A 17,590-nucleotide genomic window follows, 5' to 3' on the forward strand; every position below is an offset into this window, starting at 1 on the left:
CGGGCGGGCACCCACCGGTCGGTGGGTGCCCGCCCGCCGTCGTCCGCGTGGACGCGGTCGGCGCCGTGCCCGGCCGGGGCCGCCAGGAACCACGGGGGACGGGCCCCCGGGGTTCCTGGCGGCCCGGGTCCTAGCGGCCCGGGTCCTCGTCCACTGCGGGGTCCTCGTCCACGGTTCCGGAACCGGTGCCGGCGGGGTCCTCGTCCGCCGGAGCGACGCCCGCCGGGCCGCTGTCCGGAACGGTGTCCTCCACCGTCTCCGAGGTCCCGGCCGGGACGGGGGGCGGTGGCTGCGGAGCGGTCGGTGTGAGGACGAACAGCAGGACCAGCAGCCCCGCGGTGACCGCGGCGATCAGGCCGCACGCCACCCACGGTTTCCAGCCGTCCAGGCCGGAGTCGGCCATGGCGTCGGGATCGTCCGCCCCGAAGGAGTCCAGGCGCTCGGCAAGGTCCGGTTCGTCCTCGCGGAGCTGCCGCTCGATCTCCTCGAGGATTCTTCGCTCATGCTCTCTCAGGGACATGGCACCCTCCTCAGCCGCTGGGGGAAGGACTGTCGTCGCCGGGTTCCTTAAGTCTCCCCCGGGTGGGCCCCGGATATCCAGGTGTCCGCCGCTTTTCCCGAGCCTGTTTCGGGCAGGCGGGCCGGCGGCGGGCCCGGGGCCCGGATCCCGGGCCCGGCGTGCCGCCGTCTCGGCCCGCCACCGCGATGAACTGGGACGACGCCCTCAGCCGGGGTAGCACTCCACCTCGGCCGCCTTGACGCCCGCCCACACCTCGCTCCCCTGTTCGAGCCCGAGCTCGGCCAGGGCTGCCGGGCTGACGTCGGCGGCCAGGGACAGCCGTCCCGCCAGGTGCACGCGCACCTGGTCGCCGAACCTCTCGATGCCGTCCACGGTCAGCCGCCACACGTTGCGGGGGCTGCCGTGCGGGTGCCGCGGGTACAGGGCGACGGCGCGCGGCGGGAAGGCCACCAGGACCTCCCCCCGGTGCGCTCCGCCCACCTCCACCCGGGCCCCGTCCGCGTCCCCCCGGGGCCCCAGGAGGACCGTGGTCCCCTCGGCCCGCCCCCGGAAGAGGTTGAGCCCCACCAGACGGGCCACGTACGGGGTGCGGGGCCTGCGCGCCACCTCGGCGGGAGGGCCCTGCTGGACGACCCTGCCGTCCTCGACGACCGCGATGCGGTCGGCCAGCACCATGGCGTCCAGGGGGTCGTGGGTGACCAGCACGGTGGCCCCGTCGAACTCCTCCAGGAGGCGGCGCAGCCGGCCGCGCACGTCGATGCGGGTGCTGGCGTCGAGGGCGGCCATGGGCTCGTCGAGGAGCAGCAGGCGGGGACGCACCGCCAGGGCCCGGGCCAGCGCGACCCTCTGGGCCTGGCCTCCGGACAGGTTCCGGGGCCGGACCCCCGCGTGGTCGGACAGGCCCATGTGGGCGAGGAGCCCGGCGGCCCGCTCCCGGGCGGCGGCCCGGGTCGCGCCCTGGCAGCGGGGGCCGAACGCCACGTTGTCCAGGGCGCTCATGTGCTCGAACAGCAGGTAGTCCTGGAAGACCATGCCGATGGGCCGTCGCTCCACCGGCGTGGTGGTCTCGTCGCGGCCGTCCACGCGCACGTGCCCGCCGGTGAGGGGCGCCAGCCCGGCCAGGGCGCGCAGCACCGAGGACTTGCCGGCCCCGTTGGGGCCGAGCAGGGCCAGGATCTCTCCCTGTGCGGCCTCCAGGGCCACGTCGAGGGAGAACCCGCCCCGGCTCAGCCGCAGCTCGGCGTCCAGTGCGGGGGGCCGGGCAGGCGGGGTGCGGGCAGCGCCGTCCGGCCCCATCAGGCGTTCACCCACCTCTCGCGCAGCGTGGCCAGGACGGCCAGGGAGACCAGGAGCAGGACCAGGCTGAGCACGATGGCGGCCTCCGGGTCGCGCTGCATGGCCATGTAGACGGCCAGCGGCATGGTCTGGGTGGTGCCGGGGAAGTTCCCGGCGAAGGTGATGGTGGCGCCGAACTCCCCCAGGGCTCGGGCCCAGCACAGGACGGCGCCCGCACCGATCCCGGGCAGCACCATGGGGAGGGTGACGCGGGTGAAGACGGTGACCCGGCTCGCGCCGAGGGTGGCGGCGGCCTCCTCGTAGCGGCGGTCCGCTCCGCGCAGCGCGCCCTCCACGCTGATCACCAGGAACGGCATGGCGACGAACACCTGGGCGAGGACCACGGCGACGGGTGTGAAGGGAATCGTGATCCCGAACCAGGTGTCGAGGTACCGGCCGAGCAGGCCGTTGCGCCCCAGCACGAGCAGCAGCGCCACGCCGCCGACGACCGGGGGGATGACCAGGGGGACGGTGACCACGGCGCGCAGGACGCGGCGGCCGGGGAAGTCGGTGCGGGCGAGCAGCCAGGCCAGCGGCACCCCGAGGAGCAGGGACACCAGGGTGGCGGCGGTGGCGGTCGACAGGGACAGCCAGAGCGCGGCCAACACCTCGGGTTCGGTGACCCGCTCGCCCATCGTGGACCAGGGCGCGCGGATCAGCAGCCCCGCGAAGGGGAGCACGAGGAAGGCCGCGCCCGCGAGCGCGGGCAGGACCAGGATCCACGGGGGGCGGCCGGACCGGACGCGCGGCGGGCGGTCCCGTCCGCGGCGTGTGTCCCGGTCCGCCCCCGGGCCGCCCGCGGTCACGGCGTACCGAACCCGGCCTCGGCGAGGACCCGCTCCCCCGTCCCGGACAGGACCAGCTCCACCCAGTCGGAGGCGAGTCCGGCGTCGGCGGTACCCGCCAGGACGCCGATGGGGTACTCGTTGACGGCCTCGTCGGCCTCGGGGAAGTCGATGCCGGTCACCCGGTCCCCCGCCGAGGCGACGTCGGTGGCGTAGACGAGCCCGGCGTCGACCTCGCCCAGCTCGACCTTGGTCAGGACGGCGCGCACGTCCCGCTCGTAGGTGTCGGGGGTGACGGCGACCCCGGCGGCCTCCATGGCGGCGGCGGTGGCCGCGCCGCAGGGGACCTCCTCGGCGCACAGGGCGACGGAGACGCCGTCCCCGGCCAGGTCGGCGAAGTCCTCGACGCCTCCGGGGTTGTCGGGCGGCACCGCGATCCGCAGCGTGTTCGTGGCGAAGACGGCGGCGCCGCCGCTGCCGGACGCCCACCCGGCGTCCAGCCCCTCGCCCTCGACGACCTGCCGCATGGTGGCGGTGTCGGCGGCGGCGAAGACGTCGGCGGGGGCGCCGGAGTTGATCTGGGCGGCCAGCTCGCTGCTGCCCGCGAAGTTGAGGACCACCTCGGCCCCGGGGCGGTCCCCCTCGAACTCCTCGGCCAGGGCGGTGAACACGTCGGTGAGCGAGGCGGCGGCGAAGACGTGGAGCTCACCGTCCCCGCTCCCCGCCGGGGAGCCGTCTCCGCCGCCCTGCGCGCCGCAGGCGGTGGCGGCGAGTGCCGCGGCGGCCAGGGCGCAGAGGGTGCGCGGGGCGCGTCGGGGGGCTCTCTCACGCATGGCGTCCCCCGGTGGTCTCGACGACGACGGCGGTGGACTTGACGACGGCGGTGGCGGTGCTCCCGACGTCCAGCCCGAGCTCGTCGGCGGCCTCGCGGCTCATCAGGGAGACCACCCGGTGCGGCCCCGCCTGGATCTCCACGGCCGCCATGACCCGGTCGCGGACGACGTTGGTGACCAGTCCGCGGAAGCGGTTGCGGGCGGAGGAGAGCCGGCGGCCGGGGTCCTCGTCCGCGCCCGCGCGCATGAACGCGGCGAGTTCGGCGCCGTCGAGGAGGCGCCGGGCGGAGGTGTCGCGGGTGGCCGCGAGCCGGCCGGAGTCGACCCAGCGGCGGACGGTGTCGGCGCTGACGCCGAGGAGGTCGGCGGCCTCGCTGATCTGGTAGGTCGGCATGCGACGAACCTACCCCTCGCCGATGCCAGGGCAACAGGTGGTTTCGGCTAGCAGATCATAACTTTTTTTCTCGCTCCCGCGGAGGTTGCGCCGACCCCGGGTCAGGGGTCCGCAGGGGCGCGGACGACGGGACCCCCGGCCGACGGTGTTCCGTCGGCCGGGGGTCCCGTGCGGGGCGCTGGCCCCGGGTCAGCCGCGGATGTCGGCGGCCTCGCTCACCGGGCCCTCGGCCCGGTAGTCGTCCAGGGCGGTGACCACGTACCCGGCGCCGTCCTCCAGCGGTGCGTCGTCGGCCAGGGCGGTCCCCCCGGTGAGCCCCACGAGGTTCTCCGGGGCCAGGGCGGCGCACCGCGCCTCCTCCGAGCCGGTGTCCGCGCCCGCGGGCAGGCGGTAGACCGCGTAGAAGCGGGCGGCGTCGGCGGCGTCCCACTCGACCTCGACCCGGTCGCCGTCGGTCCGGGCCTGGACGCCCCCGACCTCGCCGACGAGCGGTCCCTGGTTCTCCGGGGCCTCCGCCTGCGGCGGGAGCGCCGGCCGGCCGTAGTGGGCGTCGGCGAGTTCGGCGTAGGCGTCGGAGGCCTGCTCGCGCAGGTTCTTGATGGAGAAGTAGATGTCCCCTCCGACCTCGGGCAGCTCGCCGGAGTAGTCGAGCTGGGTGCTGAGCGCGTCGTCGCCGCGCCAGCCCTCCTCGCCGACCCGGTAGGCGGCCTGGCCGATGTAGAGGTCCACGCCGGTGCCCTCGACCTCCGAGGCCCACCAGTCGGTCATGGCCTCGTAGTCGGCGGTGGAGAAGCCCCTCTCCCAGTACAGCTGCGGGGCGACGTAGTCGACGGTGCCGTCCTGGATCCAGGTGCGGGTGTCCGCGTACTGGGCGTCGTAGGACTGGAGGCCGGAGCTGGGCGAGCCGCTGGGGTCGGTGCTGTCGTTGCGCCAGATGCCGAACGGGGAGATCCCGAAGCTCACCCAGGGCTTGGTGGCCTCGATCCCCTCGTGGACGTCGGCGATGAGCCGGTTGACGTTGTCGCGCCGCCAGTCGCCCCGGTCGTCGAAGCCGCCGCCGTGCTCCTCCCAGCTGGCGTCGTCGTCGAACTCCTCCCCGTCCTTGGGATAGGGGTAGAAGAAGTCGTCGAAGTGGACCCCGTCGATGTCGTAGCGCTCGACGACGTCCATGATGACGCCGGTGACCCACTCCCGGACCTCCGGGTTGCCCGGGTCCACGTACGCCTCGTCGCCGTAGTCGACCAGCCAGTCCGGGTTCTCCTTGACCGGGTGGTCCTCGGCCATGTCCTCGATGTCGGGGTCCTGGAGGCCCACGCGGTAGGGGTTGAACCAGGCGTGCATCTCCAGCCCGCGCTCGTGCGCCTCGGCCACCGCGTACTCCAGCGGGTCGTAGCCGGGGTCGCCGCCCTGCTCGCCGGTGAGGTAGCGGGCCCACGGCTCCAGCTCGGACTCGTAGACCGCGTCGGCGGTGGGGCGCGCGTGCAGGAAGACGGCGTTGAGGCCCATGTCGACGGCGTCGTCGAGGTAGGCGTCGAGCTCGTCCTTCTGCTCCTGCGCGGACAGGCCGGGCTCGGAGGGCCAGTCGATGTTGCGGACGGTGGTGAGCCACGCCCCGCGCATCTGGCGCTCGGCGCCCCCGCCCTCGCACTGGAGCGGGGCCGCCGACGTCCCGGCCTCTCGCGTGCCGGGGGCGTCGCCGCCGGCCGCCCCGCCGCCGGAGGCGGCGCAGCCCGACAGCAGGAAGGTGGTCGCGGCTGCCGACGCCGCCCACCGCGCTGCGGTGCGCCGCGTGCTCCCGGCCCGTGCCACTGATCCCATGAACGGTTCTCCTCTGAGGTCCTTGGCGCACAGCCGTCCCCCTGGCGTGGCGCCGCGACCAAGGTTAGAGCAGGAAGTCAATTTTTGGACACGATTCGGACAACTTGTGGATAACGTCGCATCAAGGCAGGTGAGGGAACATTGTCGCGGCGCAACGAAACACCGCCGGGCAGGGGGCTTCGCCCCTCCCGCACCCCCGAGGAGGGTCAAATCGGCACCATCCGGGCCGTCCGCCCGGGGAAGCACGAGGGGCGGAGACCGCACCGACCTCGGACGGACCGGGACACAACCGCCCCGGGCGAGGTCCTACACTCGGTGACCGTGAACGTCGCCCTGAGCCCACCCAAACTGTTCGTCCGCACCGTTCCCCTGAGCGATCACACCGCCGGCCTGGTCCGTCTCCTGCCGGACGGCGCCCCCCTGGCCTGGCTGACGGGGGACGAGGGCGTCGTGGGCTGGGGCGAGGCCGCGCGGCTGGACCTGGGCGCCGAGCCCGAGGGGACCGCGCCGACCGACACCACCCGCTTCTCCGAGGCTGCCCGGTGGCTCAACGGGCTCATGGAGCACGCCGAGGTCTCCGACGGGGTCGGTGCGGCGGGGACCGGCCTGGTCGCGTTCGGGACGTTCGCCTTCGCGCCCACCTCCCCCGGATCCGCCCTGGTCGTGCCCCGCGTGCTGGTCGGGCGGCGCGGCGGGCGCAGCTGGCTGACCACGGTCGGCGACGAGCCCGGGGACCGCCCGGGCGAGCTCCCGCCCCCGGCGTCCGCACCGCGCCCCGTGGGCCCGGTCTCCTGGACGCAGGGGTCGCTGTCGGGGGAGGACTGGATGTCCGCCGTGGCCGGCACCGTCGAACGCATCCGCGCGGGGGAGCTCGACAAGGCCGTGCTCGCGCGCGACGCCTTCGCCGAGGCCGCCTCTCCCATCGACGTCCGCACCCTCCTCGAACGCCTGCGCCTGCGCTTCCCGAGCTGTTTCACCTTCTCCGTCGACGGCATGGTCGGGGCGACCCCGGAGCTCCTGCTGCGCCGCGAGGGCGACCGGCTCACCTCGCTGGTCCTGGCCGGGACCCGCCCCCGGGGCGAGGACCCGGACGACGACCGGCGCCTGGCCGACGAACTCCTCGCCTCCGCCAAGGACGTCGACGAGCACCGCATGGCCGTGGACTCCCTGCGGACCGCGCTCGCACCGCTCGCCGAGGAGATGGAGGTCCCGGCACGGCCCAGCCTGCTCCGGCTCGCCAACGTGCAGCACCTGGCGACCCGCGCGCACGCGCGCCTGTCCCCCGGGGTCTCCGCCCTGGACGCCGTCGCCGCCCTGCACCCCACCGCCGCCGTGGGGGGCACGCCCACCGGCACCGCCATGCGGCTGATCGCCGGGGCCGAGGGCATGGACCGCGGCGGCTACGCCGGCCCGGTCGGCTGGGTCGACGGGGCGGGCAACTCCGAGTGGGGCATCGCCCTGCGCTGCGCGCACGTGGACGGCGCCCGGGCCCGGCTGTTCGCGGGGGGCGGGATCGTGGAGGGGTCGGTGCCGGAGGCCGAGCTCGCCGAGACCGAGTCCAAGTTCCGGGTCATGCGCGAGGCCCTCACCGACGGGGCCTGAACGGCCCCGGCCCGCCGCGCGGGCCGTGTCACATCCCGGAAACACGCGGGCGGTACTTTACCGCCCATGCGTATCGACATCGTGAACTGGGACGATCCCGACGCCACCGCCCTGCGCGCGGGGCAGCGGGCGGAGATCGCCGAGCGTTACGGTACCCCCGACTCCGAGCCCGGGGTGGCCCCCTCCGCCGAGGACATCGCGGTCTTCACCGTGGCCCGCGACGGCTCGGGCGCCGCCGTGGGGTGCGGCGGGCTCCGCGACCTCGGCGGCGGGGTGGGCGAGGTCAAGCGGATGTACGTCCTTCCCGCGGCGCGCGGCACCGGCGCGGCGCCCCTGGTCCTCGCCGCGCTGGAGGACTGGGCGCGCGGGCGCGGGTGGACGCACCTGCGGCTGGAGACCGGCGACCGCCAGCCGGACGCCGTGCGCTTCTACACCCGGTCGGGCTACACGCCCATCCCGCGCTTCGGGGCGTACGCGGGGTCGCCGTCCTCCCTGTGCTTCGAGAAGGCGCTCGGGGCCCCGCTCCCGGCGGCCTCCGGGGCCGGAGCCGCGGCGCGCCTCGACTGAGGCGGCCGGGCACGCGGACCGGGCCGGGGCCTCCCGCCGACGGCGGGAGCGGGACCGGCCGTCCCCGCGCAGCGGGTCAGGAGACCGGGGCGTGCTCGTCCCAGTGGCCGTCGTGCTCGCGGTGCAGGTGCCCGTCGTGCACGTAGTCCACATGGTCCCCGTGGGGCACCGCCACGTGGCCGCACCCCTCGCCGTGCCGGTGCCCGTGGTCCTCGTGCACGGTGTGCTCCTCGTTCGCGCACTCGTCCCAGTGGCCGTCGTGCCCGTGGTGCAGGTGCCCGTCGTGCACGTAGTCCACATGGCCCTGGTGGGGCACCGCGACATGGCCGCACCCCTCGCCGTGCCTGTGCCCGTGGTCCTCGTGCACGGGATGCGTCGCCGTCATCTCTCCCCCTCTGGACGGTCCGTCGTCCCGGTGTGGCCGGGACGCGTGCCCGACCAGTCCATCAGAGATCGTCCGCGGTGAAAAGGGCCTGGTCGGCAGTGGTGGACAGCTCCGCCAGGCGCCCGTCCTCCATGCGCAGGACGCGGTCGGCGTGCGCGGCCTCCCGGGCCGAGTGCGTGGCGTGGACCACCGCGACCCCCCGGGCCCTCTCCTCTGCCAGCACCGCCGTGATGCGCTCGCGGGAGTCGGCGTCCAGCCCGGTGGCGGGCTCGTCCAGCAGGAGCAGGTCCGCCCCCTGAGCCAGCCCCTGGGCCAGCAGGACCCGTTGGCGCTGTCCTCCGGACAGGTCCCCCAGGACGCGCCGGGCCAGGTCGGCGACGGCCAGCCGGTCCATGCAGGCCTCGACCACGGCCCGGTCCCCGCGTGTCAGGCGCCGCCAGGGCCCGCGCTCGGCCCACCGCCCCATCTCGACGGTCTCGCGCACCGTGACGGGCAGCGCGTCGGAGACGGCGCTGCGCTGGACGACGAGGGCGGGACGCCGGGCGGCGCCCCGGCGGACCCTTCCCGCCGTCGGGGCCAGGGTCGAGGCCATCACCGCCAGGAGGGTCGACTTCCCCGAGCCGTTGGCGCCGACCAGGGCCGTGACCGTGCCCGCGTGGACCGTGGCGGTGACGCCGTGCAGGACCGCCCGTCCGCCGTAGCCCGCGTACACGTCCTCCAGCGCCACCGCGGCTGTTGCCGCCGCATCGACCGATGTCATGACCACTCCCGATTTGGTATTGAAAACGGTTTTCATTATAGAGTGCCCGACATGGAAGCCCTGTTCGACCCGTTCGAGGTCGTGTTCGTCCAACGCGCCCTGTGGGGAGGCGTCCTCGTCTCGCTCATCTGCGCCCTGGCGGGAACCTGGGTCGTGCTCCGCGGCATGGCCTTCCTCGGCGACGCGATGTCGCACGGGATGCTGCCCGGCGTCGCGGTGGCCTCGCTCCTGGGCGGGAGCCTCTTCGTCGGCGCGGCCCTGGCCGCCGTCGCCATGGCGCTGGGGGTCACCGCCCTGAACCGGTCGCCCCGGCTCTCCCAGGACACGAGCATCGGCCTGCTCTTCGTGGGCATGCTCTCCGCGGGCGTCATCATCGTCTCCCACTCCGGCTCCTTCGCCGTGGACCTGACCGGCTTCCTCTTCGGCGACGTGCTCGCCGTACGGGAGCGGGACCTGCTCCTCCTCGCGCTGGCCCTGTTGGCGGCCCTGGTAATCGCCGTCGGGGGCCACCGCTCCTTCGTGGCCCTGGCCTTCGACCCGCGCAAGGCGACGACGCTGGGGCTGGCGCCCCGGGCCGCCCACGCCGCCATGCTCGGCCTCGTCACCCTGGCGGTGGTGGCCTCGTTCCACGTGGTCGGCACCCTGCTGGTCTTCGGCCTGCTCATCGCCCCTCCGGCCGCCGCCGCGATCTGGGCCCGGAGCATCCCGGCGATCATGGTCGGCGCCGCCCTGCTGGGCTCCGCCTCGACCTTCGTGGGCCTGCTCGTCTCCTGGCACTGGGGGACGGCCGCCGGGGCCAGCATCTCGGCCACCGCCGTCGCCCTCTTCTTCGTCTCGGTCGCCTCCTCCCGCGTCCGCCCCCTGCTCGGGGCGCTGCGCCGGACCCGGGCCGCCGACGCGCCCCCCGCACCGATCCACGCCCACGAAAGGTCGAACGTGTCATGAACCGCCCCCACCGCAGGACCGCGGTCCCCGGGGTGTCCGCCTGGATGCTCGCCGCGGCACTGCTCACCGGATGCGCCTCCGCCCCGGACCCGCAGGAGCCCGAGGACGGGGAGGCCACGCCCCACGGTTACGTCGAGGGGGCCGAGGAGGCCGCCGAACCCCAGTCCCGCCTGGTCGTCGCCGACGCCGAGGGGGCCGTCCAGGTCCTCGACCTCATCACCGGGGAGACCACGCTCCTGGACCCGGTCGGGCCGGTCGACGGGATCACCGGCGACGGAAGGTTCGCGTACCTCTTTTCATCCGATGAGCGGATGACAACCGTGATCGACAGCGGAACCTGGACCGTGGACCACGGGGACCACATGCACTACTACCGGGCCGACATCCGCCCGGCCGGAACCGCCGAGGGGATCGCCGCCGCCAACGCGGCGACCGACACCGCCCTCACCGCGCTGACCGACGGCGGCGGCGGGGTGTCCCTGCTGGACCGCCCCTCCCTGGAGGACGGGGCGGTCGAACCGGTCGGCATCGCCACCACCGGGGACGCCCCGGCCGTCGTCGCCCCCCACGGCGGGGCGGTCGTCACCGCGGGTGCGGACGGGGTCCACGTCGACGACCGGTCCGGCGAACCGGTCCTGACCCTGGACGAGGAGTGCACCGACCCCCGGGGCCAGGCCACGACCCGGCGCGGCCTGGTCATCGGGTGCGAGGAGGGCGCCCTCCTGGTCACCGAGGACGACGGGGAGTTCGCCGGCGAGACGCTCCCGTACCCCGACGGCCTGCCCGACGACGCACGGGCCGAGGAGTTCCACCACCGGCCGGGCGCCGGAGCCCTGGCCGCGGTGCCCGCCCCGGACACGGTCCTCGCCCTCGACCTCGCCGAACAGCGGTGGGACCACTGGGAGCTGCCCGGCGTGGTCTCCGTCGCGGCCGTCGGCGAGGGCGCCTCCGTCCTGGCGCTCACCGAGGACGGCGTCCTGCGCTCCTTCGACCCCGGAACGGGAGAGGAGCGGGCCCGGACCGAGCTCCTGGACGAGGTCGACACCGAGCACCCGCCCTCCATCCGGGTGGACACCTCCCGGGCCTACGTCAACGACGTGCGGGGCGGCCTGGTCCACGAGATCGACTACAACGACGACCTGCGCGTGGCGCGCACCTTCGAGACCGGGGTCGCGCCGCAGTACATGGTCGAGACCGGACGGTGAACCGATGACCGACCCCCGAACCACGAACCCGCGCCGCACCGGCACCGCCCTGGCGCTCGCCCTGGCCGTACCGCTCGGCCTCACCGCCTGCACCCCGGGCGGGGAGACCCGCGGCGGCGTGGTCGTCACCACCAACATCCTCGGCGACATCACCCGCGCGGTGGTCGGCGACGAGGCGGAGGTGACCGTGCTGATGAAACCGGACGCCGACCCCCACTCCTTCGGCGTCTCCGCCCAGGAGGCCGCGACCATCGAGGAGGCCTCCCTGCTCGTCCACAACGGCCTCGGCCTGGAGGAGGGGGTACTGCGCAACGTGGAGTCCGCCGAGGAGGCGGGCGTGCCCACCCTCGCGGTCGGCGAGCACGTCGATCCCCTCGCCTACACCTCCGACGAGAGCGAGGGCGAGCCCGACCCGCACTTCTGGACCGACCCGCAGCGGGTGGCCACCGCCGTCGGCCTCATCACCGAGAACGTGGTCGCGGAGGTGGACGGCGTCGACGCCGACGCCGTGCGGGCCAACGCCGCCGCCTACGAGGCCGAACTGACCGCCCTCCACGACTGGATGGGCGGGGAGTTCGACGCCATCCCGCCCGGGGACCGCAAGCTCGTCACCAACCACCACGTCTTCGGCTACCTCGCCGACCGCTACGGGTTCGAGGTCGTGGGCGCGGTGATCCCCAGCGGCACGACCCTGGCCTCGCCCAGCGCCTCGGACCTGAGCTCGCTCGCGGAGACCGTGGAGGAGGCCGGGGTCCGCGCGGTCTTCGCCGACTCCTCCCAGCCCGACCGCCTGGCCACCGTGATGGCGGAGGAGGCCGGGGTGGAGATCGACGTCATCCCCCTCTTCTCCGAGTCGCTGACGGCCGAGGACGGGGACGCGGCCACCTACCTGGACATGATGCGCGCCAACACCACCGCGATCACCGCGGGCCTGGCCGCACCCTAGACCCCGCCCCGCCCCCGCGCGGCCGGGCGCGACCCCCTCCGCCCTCCCCGGGGAGGGCGGCCGCGCCAGGCCGCCCCAAGGGGCCGGCCGGACCCCCCGGACACCGGCGCCGCCGCCCGGCGCGTGCCGCGCACGAGAACACGACCCCTGACACGAGGACCGAGACACCATGAGAACACCGCACACCGCGACCAGGGCGGCCCTGCCCGCCGTCCTGTCGGCGGGACTGCTGCTGACCGCCTGCTCCACCGGGGCCGACAGCGCCCCCGAGGAGGAGGCCCCGGCCGCCGACACCGCCGCCGCTTCCGTCGCCGAGCCGATCGCGGTCACCTACGACGGCGGCGTCCTCGTCCTGGACGGCACCACCCTGGAGGTCGCCGGGAACATCGAGCTGGAGGGCTTCAACCGGCTCAACCCCGCCGGCGACGACCGCCACCTGTTCGTGTCGACCTCCGACGGGTTCCAGGTCCTGGACGCCGCCGCGGGCGAGCTGACCGACACCGTGTTCCCCGCCGACACCCCCGGCCACGTGGTCCGCCACGGCGGTCGCACGGTGCTGTTCGCCGACGGCAGCGGCGAGGTGACGTCCTTCGACACCGACGCCCTGGGCGACGGCACGCCCGAGGACCTGGACGTGTACACCACCGAGGAGGCCCACCACGGGGTGGCCGTGGAACTGGGGAACGGCGAACTCCTCGTGACCCTCGGCGACGAGGAGGAGCGCGTGGGCGCCGTCGTCCTGGACGCCGACCGGGAGGAGATCGCCCGCAGCGAGGACTGCCCCGGCGTCCACGGGGAGACCACCGCCGGGGGCGAGACCGTCGTCATCGGCTGCGAGGACGGCGCCCTGATGTACCAGGACGGCGAGTTCACCAAGGTCGAGGCCGAGCACGACTACGGGCGCATCGGCAACCAGGCCGGGTCGGAGGACTCGCCCATCGTCCTGGGCGACTACAAGACCGACCCGGACGCCGAGCTGGAGCGCCCCGAGCGCGTCGCCCTGGTCGACACCTCCGACGCCTCGCTGTCCCTGGTGGACCTGCCCTCCAGCTACACCTTCCGCTCCCTGGGCCGCGGCCCGCAGGGCGAGGCGCTGGTCCTGGGCACCGACGGGTCGCTGCACGTCATCGACCAGGAGGAGGGCGAGATCACCGACTCCGTCGAGCTGATGGACCCCTGGGAGGAGCCCCTGGAGTGGCAGCAGCCCCGCCCGGCCCTGTTCGTCCGGGGGGAGACCGCCTACGTCACCGACACGGCCACGCGCCAGATCCACGCGGTGGACCTCGGGACCGGTGAGGTCACCGCCTCGACCACCCTGGAGGAGACCCCCAACGAGCTCAGCGGCGTGAGCTCCTGACACCGGGGCCGGCGGGCGCAGCGGCGCCCGCCGGCCCCCCGTGCGTACGGCCCCCGCCCCGCGAAGTGCGGGGCGGGGGCCGTGGGCGCACCCGGTGCGCGGCCGCCGGCGCGGGCGGCCGTGCGCGGGAGCGACCGGCCCGGCAACCCCCACGACGGAGCCGGGGCCGGCCTCCCGCGCCCTCCCTCGGGGAGGGGGTCTACCTGCCGACGTCGCGCCCGGCGGTGTGCCAGATGCACACCACGGACGGGCGCGGGAAGTCGCCGTCGGGCCACGTGCTGGTGGGCTCCGCCAGGGTGCCCCCGTCGCCGGGGTGCTGCGGGGCGAGGAACACCGTCTTGTTGTCCTTCGAGATGAGCGGGCCGCAGGCCTCCGCGCCGACCGGGACGGTGGCGAAGGTCCTCAGCTCACCCCGGAAGCGGCCCTCGACGGGGACCACGTGCAGGGCGTCGTTGATGCCCAGCGCGCCGGGCTGGCCGTCCGTGGAGATCCAGAGGTTGCCGTCCTTGTCGAAGGTCAGGTTGTCCGGCGCCGAGATCGGCATGACCTTGGACTTGTCGAAGCCCGCGTAGTAGGTGTCCTCGTCCTCGGGGTTGCCGCAGACGATGGGCACGTTCCAGGCGAACTCCGTGGCCCCGGCGTCCGAGCCCGCCTCCACGATCTCCAGGATGTGGCCGTGCTTGTTGGGGCCGCGCGGGTTGGGCTCGTCGGCCTGGCCGGGCTCGCGGGCGGAGTTGTTGGTCAGCGCGCAGTAGACCTTGCCGGTGACGGGGCTCGGCTCGAAGTCCTCGGGCCGGTCCATCTTGGTGGCGCCCACGGTGTCGGCGGCGAGCCGCGTGCGCACCAGGACCTCGGCGACGCTGAACCCGGGCACGAAGCTCTCGGTGTCGGTGCACAGGGCGATCCACTCGCCGCTGCCGTCGAACTCGCCGTCCTCGGGGAGCGCCCCGGAGCCGTCGAACTCCTCGGCCGGGCTGTTGCCGGTCAGGCGGGCCACGTAGAGGGTCCCGGTGTCCAGCAGGGTGAGGTTGTGGCGGCGCGAGCCCTCGACGTACTTCTTCGCGCTCACGAACTTGTACATGTAGTCGAAGCGCTCGTCGTCGCCCATGTACGCGGCCACGCGGCCGTCGTCGGTGATCCGGATCGTGGCGCCCTCGTGCTTGAAGCGGCCGAGCATGGTGCGCTTGAGCGGCTCCGACCCCGGGTCCAGCGGGTCGATCTCGACGATGTAGCCGAACCGGTTGGCCTCGTTGGGGTGCTTGGCCAGGTCGAAGCGCTCCTCGAACCGGTCCCAGCGGCGGCCGGCGAGGCCGGTCCCCATGCCGTACCGGGCGTTGGGGGCGTCGGCGGGGGCGTTGCTGAAGTACTGGTTGAAGTTCTCCTCCGCGCTGAGGAAGGTGCCCCAGGGGGTCATCCCGCCCGCGCAGTTGTTGAGCATGCCCTTGACCAGGGTGCCGTCCGGGTCGTCCTGGGTTCTGAGCAGCTCGTGCCCCGCGGCGGGGCCGGTCAGGCGCATCGGGGTGGAGGCGGTGAGCCGCCGGTTGAAGGCGCGCTCCCCGTCGGCCAGGCGCCACTCGCCGGTGCCGGCGTGGCGCTTCAGCTCCACGATGGACCCGCCGTGGGCGGCCATGGCGATCCTGACGTGCTCCTCGTCCGCGGTCGCGCCGTCCGTGTACCCGGGGAACATCAGTTCCTCGTTGGTGTACTCGTGGTTGACCCACAGCAGGCCGTTGTCGTCGTCGAGCTGGTGGAAGCCCACGTAGTCGCAGTTGTAGCCGAACTGCTGTTCCTGGGCCTCGGCCGTCTGGGCGTCGACGTCGAACTCGGGGGCCCCGGGCAGGACGGGGTCTCCCCAGCGGATGATGACGTGCTGGTCGTAGCCCCGGGGGATGGTGACCTTGTCGTCGGTGTTGGGCTGCACGCTCGTGAAGGTCGGCCGGGGCGCGGGGTGGGGGCGTCCGGGCCCGCGGTCGGCGGCCGCGGTGCCCAGGGCGGAGAGGCCGAGGGCGGAGACGCCCGCGCCGACCGCTCCGGCGCGCAGGGCGCTGCGGCGCGAGAGGGCCTTCTGGAAGATGTCGCCGAAGTAGGGGTTGGCGCTGGTGTTGGGGGCGGGGTGGAAGCAGGCGTCGCCACAGCGCAGGGCGCATGTCGCGCGGGAGCGACCGCCCCCTACCTGGCCGAGCAGCGGCAGCGGGCGGCGGGGCGCGGATTCGGGCACACCTTCTCCTTGGGGATCGTCTCTGCTCCCGTGCGCTCCGCCAACGTGCGGGGGCGGGTCGGAGCGCGCGGGTCGTTCTCGTCCGGCGGGCCTCCCGCCGGACGCTCTCGACCTTGGCCGAGGTTCCACTCGCACAGGTGAAACCGAGGTGAACGCCCCTACAACTCCACCGCATCCCTGGGTCGGTCACGCTCCACGGTCGTCAGGGCACCCACCGTCGACTTACGCCGCGATCCTCACACGTCGGACGCCCCGTGTCCTACGTGCCACGCCCGGTCACCTGTCCGTGTGGATCCTCACCGGAACCGGTCCCCCTCCCGCCTTCGGGGCCCTTACGTCGACGAGGGCGTTCCCGGCGCGGGTGCCGGAAGCCCCTTCCCGCCCGGAGGGACCGGCACGTCCCGGCGGGGGCGTCCCCCGCGCGTGGGCGTGCGCCGCGGCCGGCAGGGGCCCGAGACGCGTCCGCCCCCGCCGGGGTCCCGGCGGGGGCGGACGCGGCGCGGACCGGCGCGCCGCCGGCCGTACGGGCCGGGGCGCGCCGAGGCGGGTCACAGCAGGAAGAGGGCCAGCACCTGGATCGCGGCGAAGGCGGCGACGCCCTCGACGGCGGTCGCCACCGTGAGGGTGCGGTAGGCCGTCGCCACCGGGATGCGGCTGAGCTGGGAGACCACCCAGAAGTAGGAGTCGTTGGCGTGCGAGACCACCATCGCGCCCGCGCCCACGGCGAGCACGGTCAGGACCATCCCCTCGGGGGAGGCGAGCCCGAGCGAGCCGAGCATCGGCGCGATCAGCGCGGAGGTGCTCACGATCGACACGGTGGACGAGCCCTGGGCGGTCTTGAGCGCCGCGGCGATCAGGAACGGCACGGCCAGGCCGATGCCGAGCCCGGCCAGGTTCTCGGACAGGAAGCCGGTCAGCGGGGAGGCCGCCAGCACGGCGCCGAAGGAGGCGCCCGCGCCGGTGATGAGCAGGATCGGTGCGGCGACGCGGATCGACTCGTGCATCTGCTCGTTGAACCGGGTCAGCTTGCCCGAGCCGCGCAGGAGGGTCGTCGCGGCCAGGAGGCCGATGACGAGCGCGATGACCGGGGTGCCCAGGAACGTGAGGACGTCGAAGGCGGTCCCCTCGCCGATCGGCCGGCCGGGGAGGTTGACCACCGAGGAGGTGCAGATGAGCGCCAGCGGCAGCAGGATCGGCAGGAACGCGGCGAAGGCGTTGGGCAGGCGGCCGTAGCTCTCGCGCAGCTCCTCGTAGGTCTGCGTGGAGATGTCGTCGTCGCTCTCGGCGGGCAGCGGCGTGAAGTCGCGGCGGGAGAACACGGTCGCGTAGGCCAGCCCCGCGAGCGCGGCCACGGCCGAGACCGGCAGGCCGAAGGCGATGACCATCCCCAGGTTGTCGGCGATGCCGATGTTCTCGGCGGCGGCGAGCGGGCCCGGGGTCGGCGGCACCAGCGTGTGCGTGGCGTACAGGCCGGTCATGAGCGCGATGGCGGTGGCGAGCGAGGACACGCCGGTGCGCAGGGTGACCGCCTTGCGCAGCGAGTTGAGGACGACGTACCCCGAGTCGCAGAACACGGGGATGGAGACGATGTAGCCGATCAGCGTCATCGTCAGGTTCGGGAACCGGGTCCCGATCACCCGGATCAGCGCCTCGGCCATCGCGATCGCGGCGCCGGAGCGCTCCAGGATCACACCGATCATGGTGCCGAAGAGGATCACCAGGCCGATGTTGCCCAGGGTGCTTCCGAAGGCCGTCGTCACGGTGGTGACGATCTCGCCGAGCGGAAGGCGGAAGGCGAAGGCGCCGAGGATGGCGGCGCCCATGAGCGCGAGGAAGGGGTTGACCTTCCAGCGCGCTGTGGCGAGCACGATGCCCGCCACGAGGACGATGAGGATCAGGAGCGCGGTCACGTGCGGTTTT

General features: G+C 74.4%; 16 protein-coding genes. 6 read left to right on the forward strand and 10 right to left on the reverse strand.

What is annotated here, in order from left to right; genetic code table 11:
- Nucleotides 1–130 precede the first annotated feature (130 nt).
- The 6 genes from ACFQBR_RS06720 to ACFQBR_RS06745 all read right to left on the reverse strand — a co-directional run bounded on the left by ACFQBR_RS06720 (nt 131) and on the right by ACFQBR_RS06745 (nt 5,685).
- Nucleotides 131–520 carry a DUF3040 domain-containing protein gene (locus tag ACFQBR_RS06720; RefSeq protein WP_267949451.1) on the reverse strand — a complete coding sequence of 130 codons (390 nt, stop codon included), beginning with the start codon at nt 518–520 and terminating at the stop codon, nt 131–133.
- 204 nt (nt 521–724) lie between these two features.
- On the reverse strand, nt 725–1,816 hold the full coding sequence (locus ACFQBR_RS06725; protein ID WP_344182802.1) for an ABC transporter ATP-binding protein: 1,092 nt from the start codon (nt 1,814–1,816) through the stop codon (nt 725–727).
- Nucleotides 1,816–2,661, reverse strand: coding sequence for an ABC transporter permease (locus ACFQBR_RS06730; protein WP_378552438.1), 846 nt, complete (start codon nt 2,659–2,661; stop codon nt 1,816–1,818). Before ACFQBR_RS06730 ends, ACFQBR_RS06725 begins: the two co-directional genes overlap by 1 nt.
- Nucleotides 2,658–3,473 (reverse strand): molybdate ABC transporter substrate-binding protein, encoded by an 816-nt coding sequence (gene modA / locus ACFQBR_RS06735; RefSeq protein ID WP_344182793.1) that lies wholly within the window; start codon nt 3,471–3,473, stop codon nt 2,658–2,660. Before modA ends, ACFQBR_RS06730 begins: the two co-directional genes overlap by 4 nt.
- On the reverse strand, nt 3,466–3,867 hold the full coding sequence (locus tag ACFQBR_RS06740; RefSeq protein ID WP_344182791.1) for a TOBE domain-containing protein: 402 nt from the start codon (nt 3,865–3,867) through the stop codon (nt 3,466–3,468). The genes modA and ACFQBR_RS06740 overlap by 8 nt, the downstream gene beginning before the upstream one ends.
- 189 nt (nt 3,868–4,056) lie before the next feature.
- Nucleotides 4,057–5,685, reverse strand: coding sequence for a glycoside hydrolase family 10-like protein (locus ACFQBR_RS06745; protein ID WP_378552442.1), 1,629 nt, complete (start codon nt 5,683–5,685; stop codon nt 4,057–4,059).
- A 321-nt stretch (nt 5,686–6,006) separates the two neighbouring features.
- Here ACFQBR_RS06745 and ACFQBR_RS06750 point away from each other — a divergent pair, with 321 nt between their 5' ends.
- Both ACFQBR_RS06750 and ACFQBR_RS06755 read left to right on the forward strand, forming a co-directional pair.
- On the forward strand, nt 6,007–7,287 hold the full coding sequence (locus tag ACFQBR_RS06750) for an isochorismate synthase (protein WP_344182787.1): 1,281 nt from the start codon (nt 6,007–6,009) through the stop codon (nt 7,285–7,287).
- A 66-nt stretch (nt 7,288–7,353) separates the two neighbouring features.
- Nucleotides 7,354–7,854 carry a GNAT family N-acetyltransferase gene (locus ACFQBR_RS06755; protein ID WP_344182785.1) on the forward strand — a complete coding sequence of 167 codons (501 nt, stop codon included), beginning with the start codon at nt 7,354–7,356 and terminating at the stop codon, nt 7,852–7,854.
- 76 nt (nt 7,855–7,930) lie between these two features.
- On the opposite strand, the gene ACFQBR_RS06760 is transcribed toward ACFQBR_RS06755, so the two are convergent.
- Both ACFQBR_RS06760 and aztA read right to left on the reverse strand, forming a co-directional pair.
- Nucleotides 7,931–8,239 (reverse strand): threonine dehydratase, encoded by a 309-nt coding sequence (locus ACFQBR_RS06760; RefSeq protein WP_267949444.1) that lies wholly within the window; start codon nt 8,237–8,239, stop codon nt 7,931–7,933.
- A 61-nt stretch (nt 8,240–8,300) separates the two neighbouring features.
- Nucleotides 8,301–8,999, reverse strand: coding sequence for a zinc ABC transporter ATP-binding protein AztA (aztA, locus tag ACFQBR_RS06765; RefSeq protein WP_344182783.1), 699 nt, complete (start codon nt 8,997–8,999; stop codon nt 8,301–8,303).
- Between the two features lie 51 nt (nt 9,000–9,050).
- Here aztA and aztB point away from each other — a divergent pair, with 51 nt between their 5' ends.
- The 4 genes from aztB to aztD all read left to right on the forward strand — a co-directional run bounded on the left by aztB (nt 9,051) and on the right by aztD (nt 13,452).
- Nucleotides 9,051–9,944 (forward strand): zinc ABC transporter permease AztB, encoded by an 894-nt coding sequence (gene aztB / locus ACFQBR_RS06770; protein ID WP_267949442.1) that lies wholly within the window; start codon nt 9,051–9,053, stop codon nt 9,942–9,944.
- On the forward strand, nt 9,941–11,149 hold the full coding sequence (locus ACFQBR_RS06775) for an ABC transporter (protein WP_344182781.1): 1,209 nt from the start codon (nt 9,941–9,943) through the stop codon (nt 11,147–11,149). The genes aztB and ACFQBR_RS06775 overlap by 4 nt, the downstream gene beginning before the upstream one ends.
- 4 nt (nt 11,150–11,153) lie before the next feature.
- Nucleotides 11,154–12,095, forward strand: coding sequence for a zinc ABC transporter substrate-binding protein AztC (aztC, locus tag ACFQBR_RS06780; RefSeq protein ID WP_344182779.1), 942 nt, complete (start codon nt 11,154–11,156; stop codon nt 12,093–12,095).
- A gap of 169 nt (nt 12,096–12,264) precedes the next feature.
- Complete coding sequence (gene aztD, locus ACFQBR_RS06785; protein WP_344182777.1) at nt 12,265–13,452, forward strand: zinc metallochaperone AztD; 1,188 nt, start codon at nt 12,265–12,267, stop codon at nt 13,450–13,452.
- 199 nt (nt 13,453–13,651) lie between these two features.
- Here aztD and ACFQBR_RS06790 read toward each other — a convergent pair whose 3' ends face one another.
- Nucleotides 13,652–15,670 (reverse strand): PhoX family protein, encoded by a 2,019-nt coding sequence (locus ACFQBR_RS06790; protein WP_267949438.1) that lies wholly within the window; start codon nt 15,668–15,670, stop codon nt 13,652–13,654.
- Nucleotides 15,671–16,218: 548 nt separating this feature from the next.
- Nucleotides 16,219–17,580, reverse strand: coding sequence for a GntP family permease (locus ACFQBR_RS06795; protein ID WP_344182775.1), 1,362 nt, complete (start codon nt 17,578–17,580; stop codon nt 16,219–16,221).
- Nucleotides 17,581–17,590 lie beyond the last annotated feature (10 nt).

Origin of the sequence: Nocardiopsis tropica, from assembly GCF_042660575.1 — a bacterium.
Lineage (GTDB): Bacteria > Actinomycetota > Actinomycetes > Streptosporangiales > Streptosporangiaceae > Nocardiopsis > Nocardiopsis tropica.

Coding starts and splice junctions, on each gene's coding strand:
- modA (WP_344182793.1), bottom strand. CDS start 3,473: ATGCGTGAGAGAGCCCCCCGACGCGCCCCGCGCACCCTCTGCGCCCTG.
- aztC (WP_344182779.1), top strand. CDS start 11,154: ATGACCGACCCCCGAACCACGAACCCGCGCCGCACCGGCACCGCCCTG.
- ACFQBR_RS06720 (WP_267949451.1), bottom strand. CDS start 520: ATGTCCCTGAGAGAGCATGAGCGAAGAATCCTCGAGGAGATCGAGCGG.
- ACFQBR_RS06755 (WP_344182785.1), top strand. CDS start 7,354: ATGCGTATCGACATCGTGAACTGGGACGATCCCGACGCCACCGCCCTG.
- aztA (WP_344182783.1), bottom strand. CDS start 8,999: ATGACATCGGTCGATGCGGCGGCAACAGCCGCGGTGGCGCTGGAGGAC.
- aztB (WP_267949442.1), top strand. CDS start 9,051: ATGGAAGCCCTGTTCGACCCGTTCGAGGTCGTGTTCGTCCAACGCGCC.
- ACFQBR_RS06745 (WP_378552442.1), bottom strand. CDS start 5,685: ATGGGATCAGTGGCACGGGCCGGGAGCACGCGGCGCACCGCAGCGCGG.
- aztD (WP_344182777.1), top strand. CDS start 12,265: ATGAGAACACCGCACACCGCGACCAGGGCGGCCCTGCCCGCCGTCCTG.
- ACFQBR_RS06725 (WP_344182802.1), bottom strand. CDS start 1,816: ATGGGGCCGGACGGCGCTGCCCGCACCCCGCCTGCCCGGCCCCCCGCA.
- ACFQBR_RS06740 (WP_344182791.1), bottom strand. CDS start 3,867: ATGCCGACCTACCAGATCAGCGAGGCCGCCGACCTCCTCGGCGTCAGC.
- ACFQBR_RS06775 (WP_344182781.1), top strand. CDS start 9,941: ATGAACCGCCCCCACCGCAGGACCGCGGTCCCCGGGGTGTCCGCCTGG.
- ACFQBR_RS06760 (WP_267949444.1), bottom strand. CDS start 8,239: ATGACGGCGACGCATCCCGTGCACGAGGACCACGGGCACAGGCACGGC.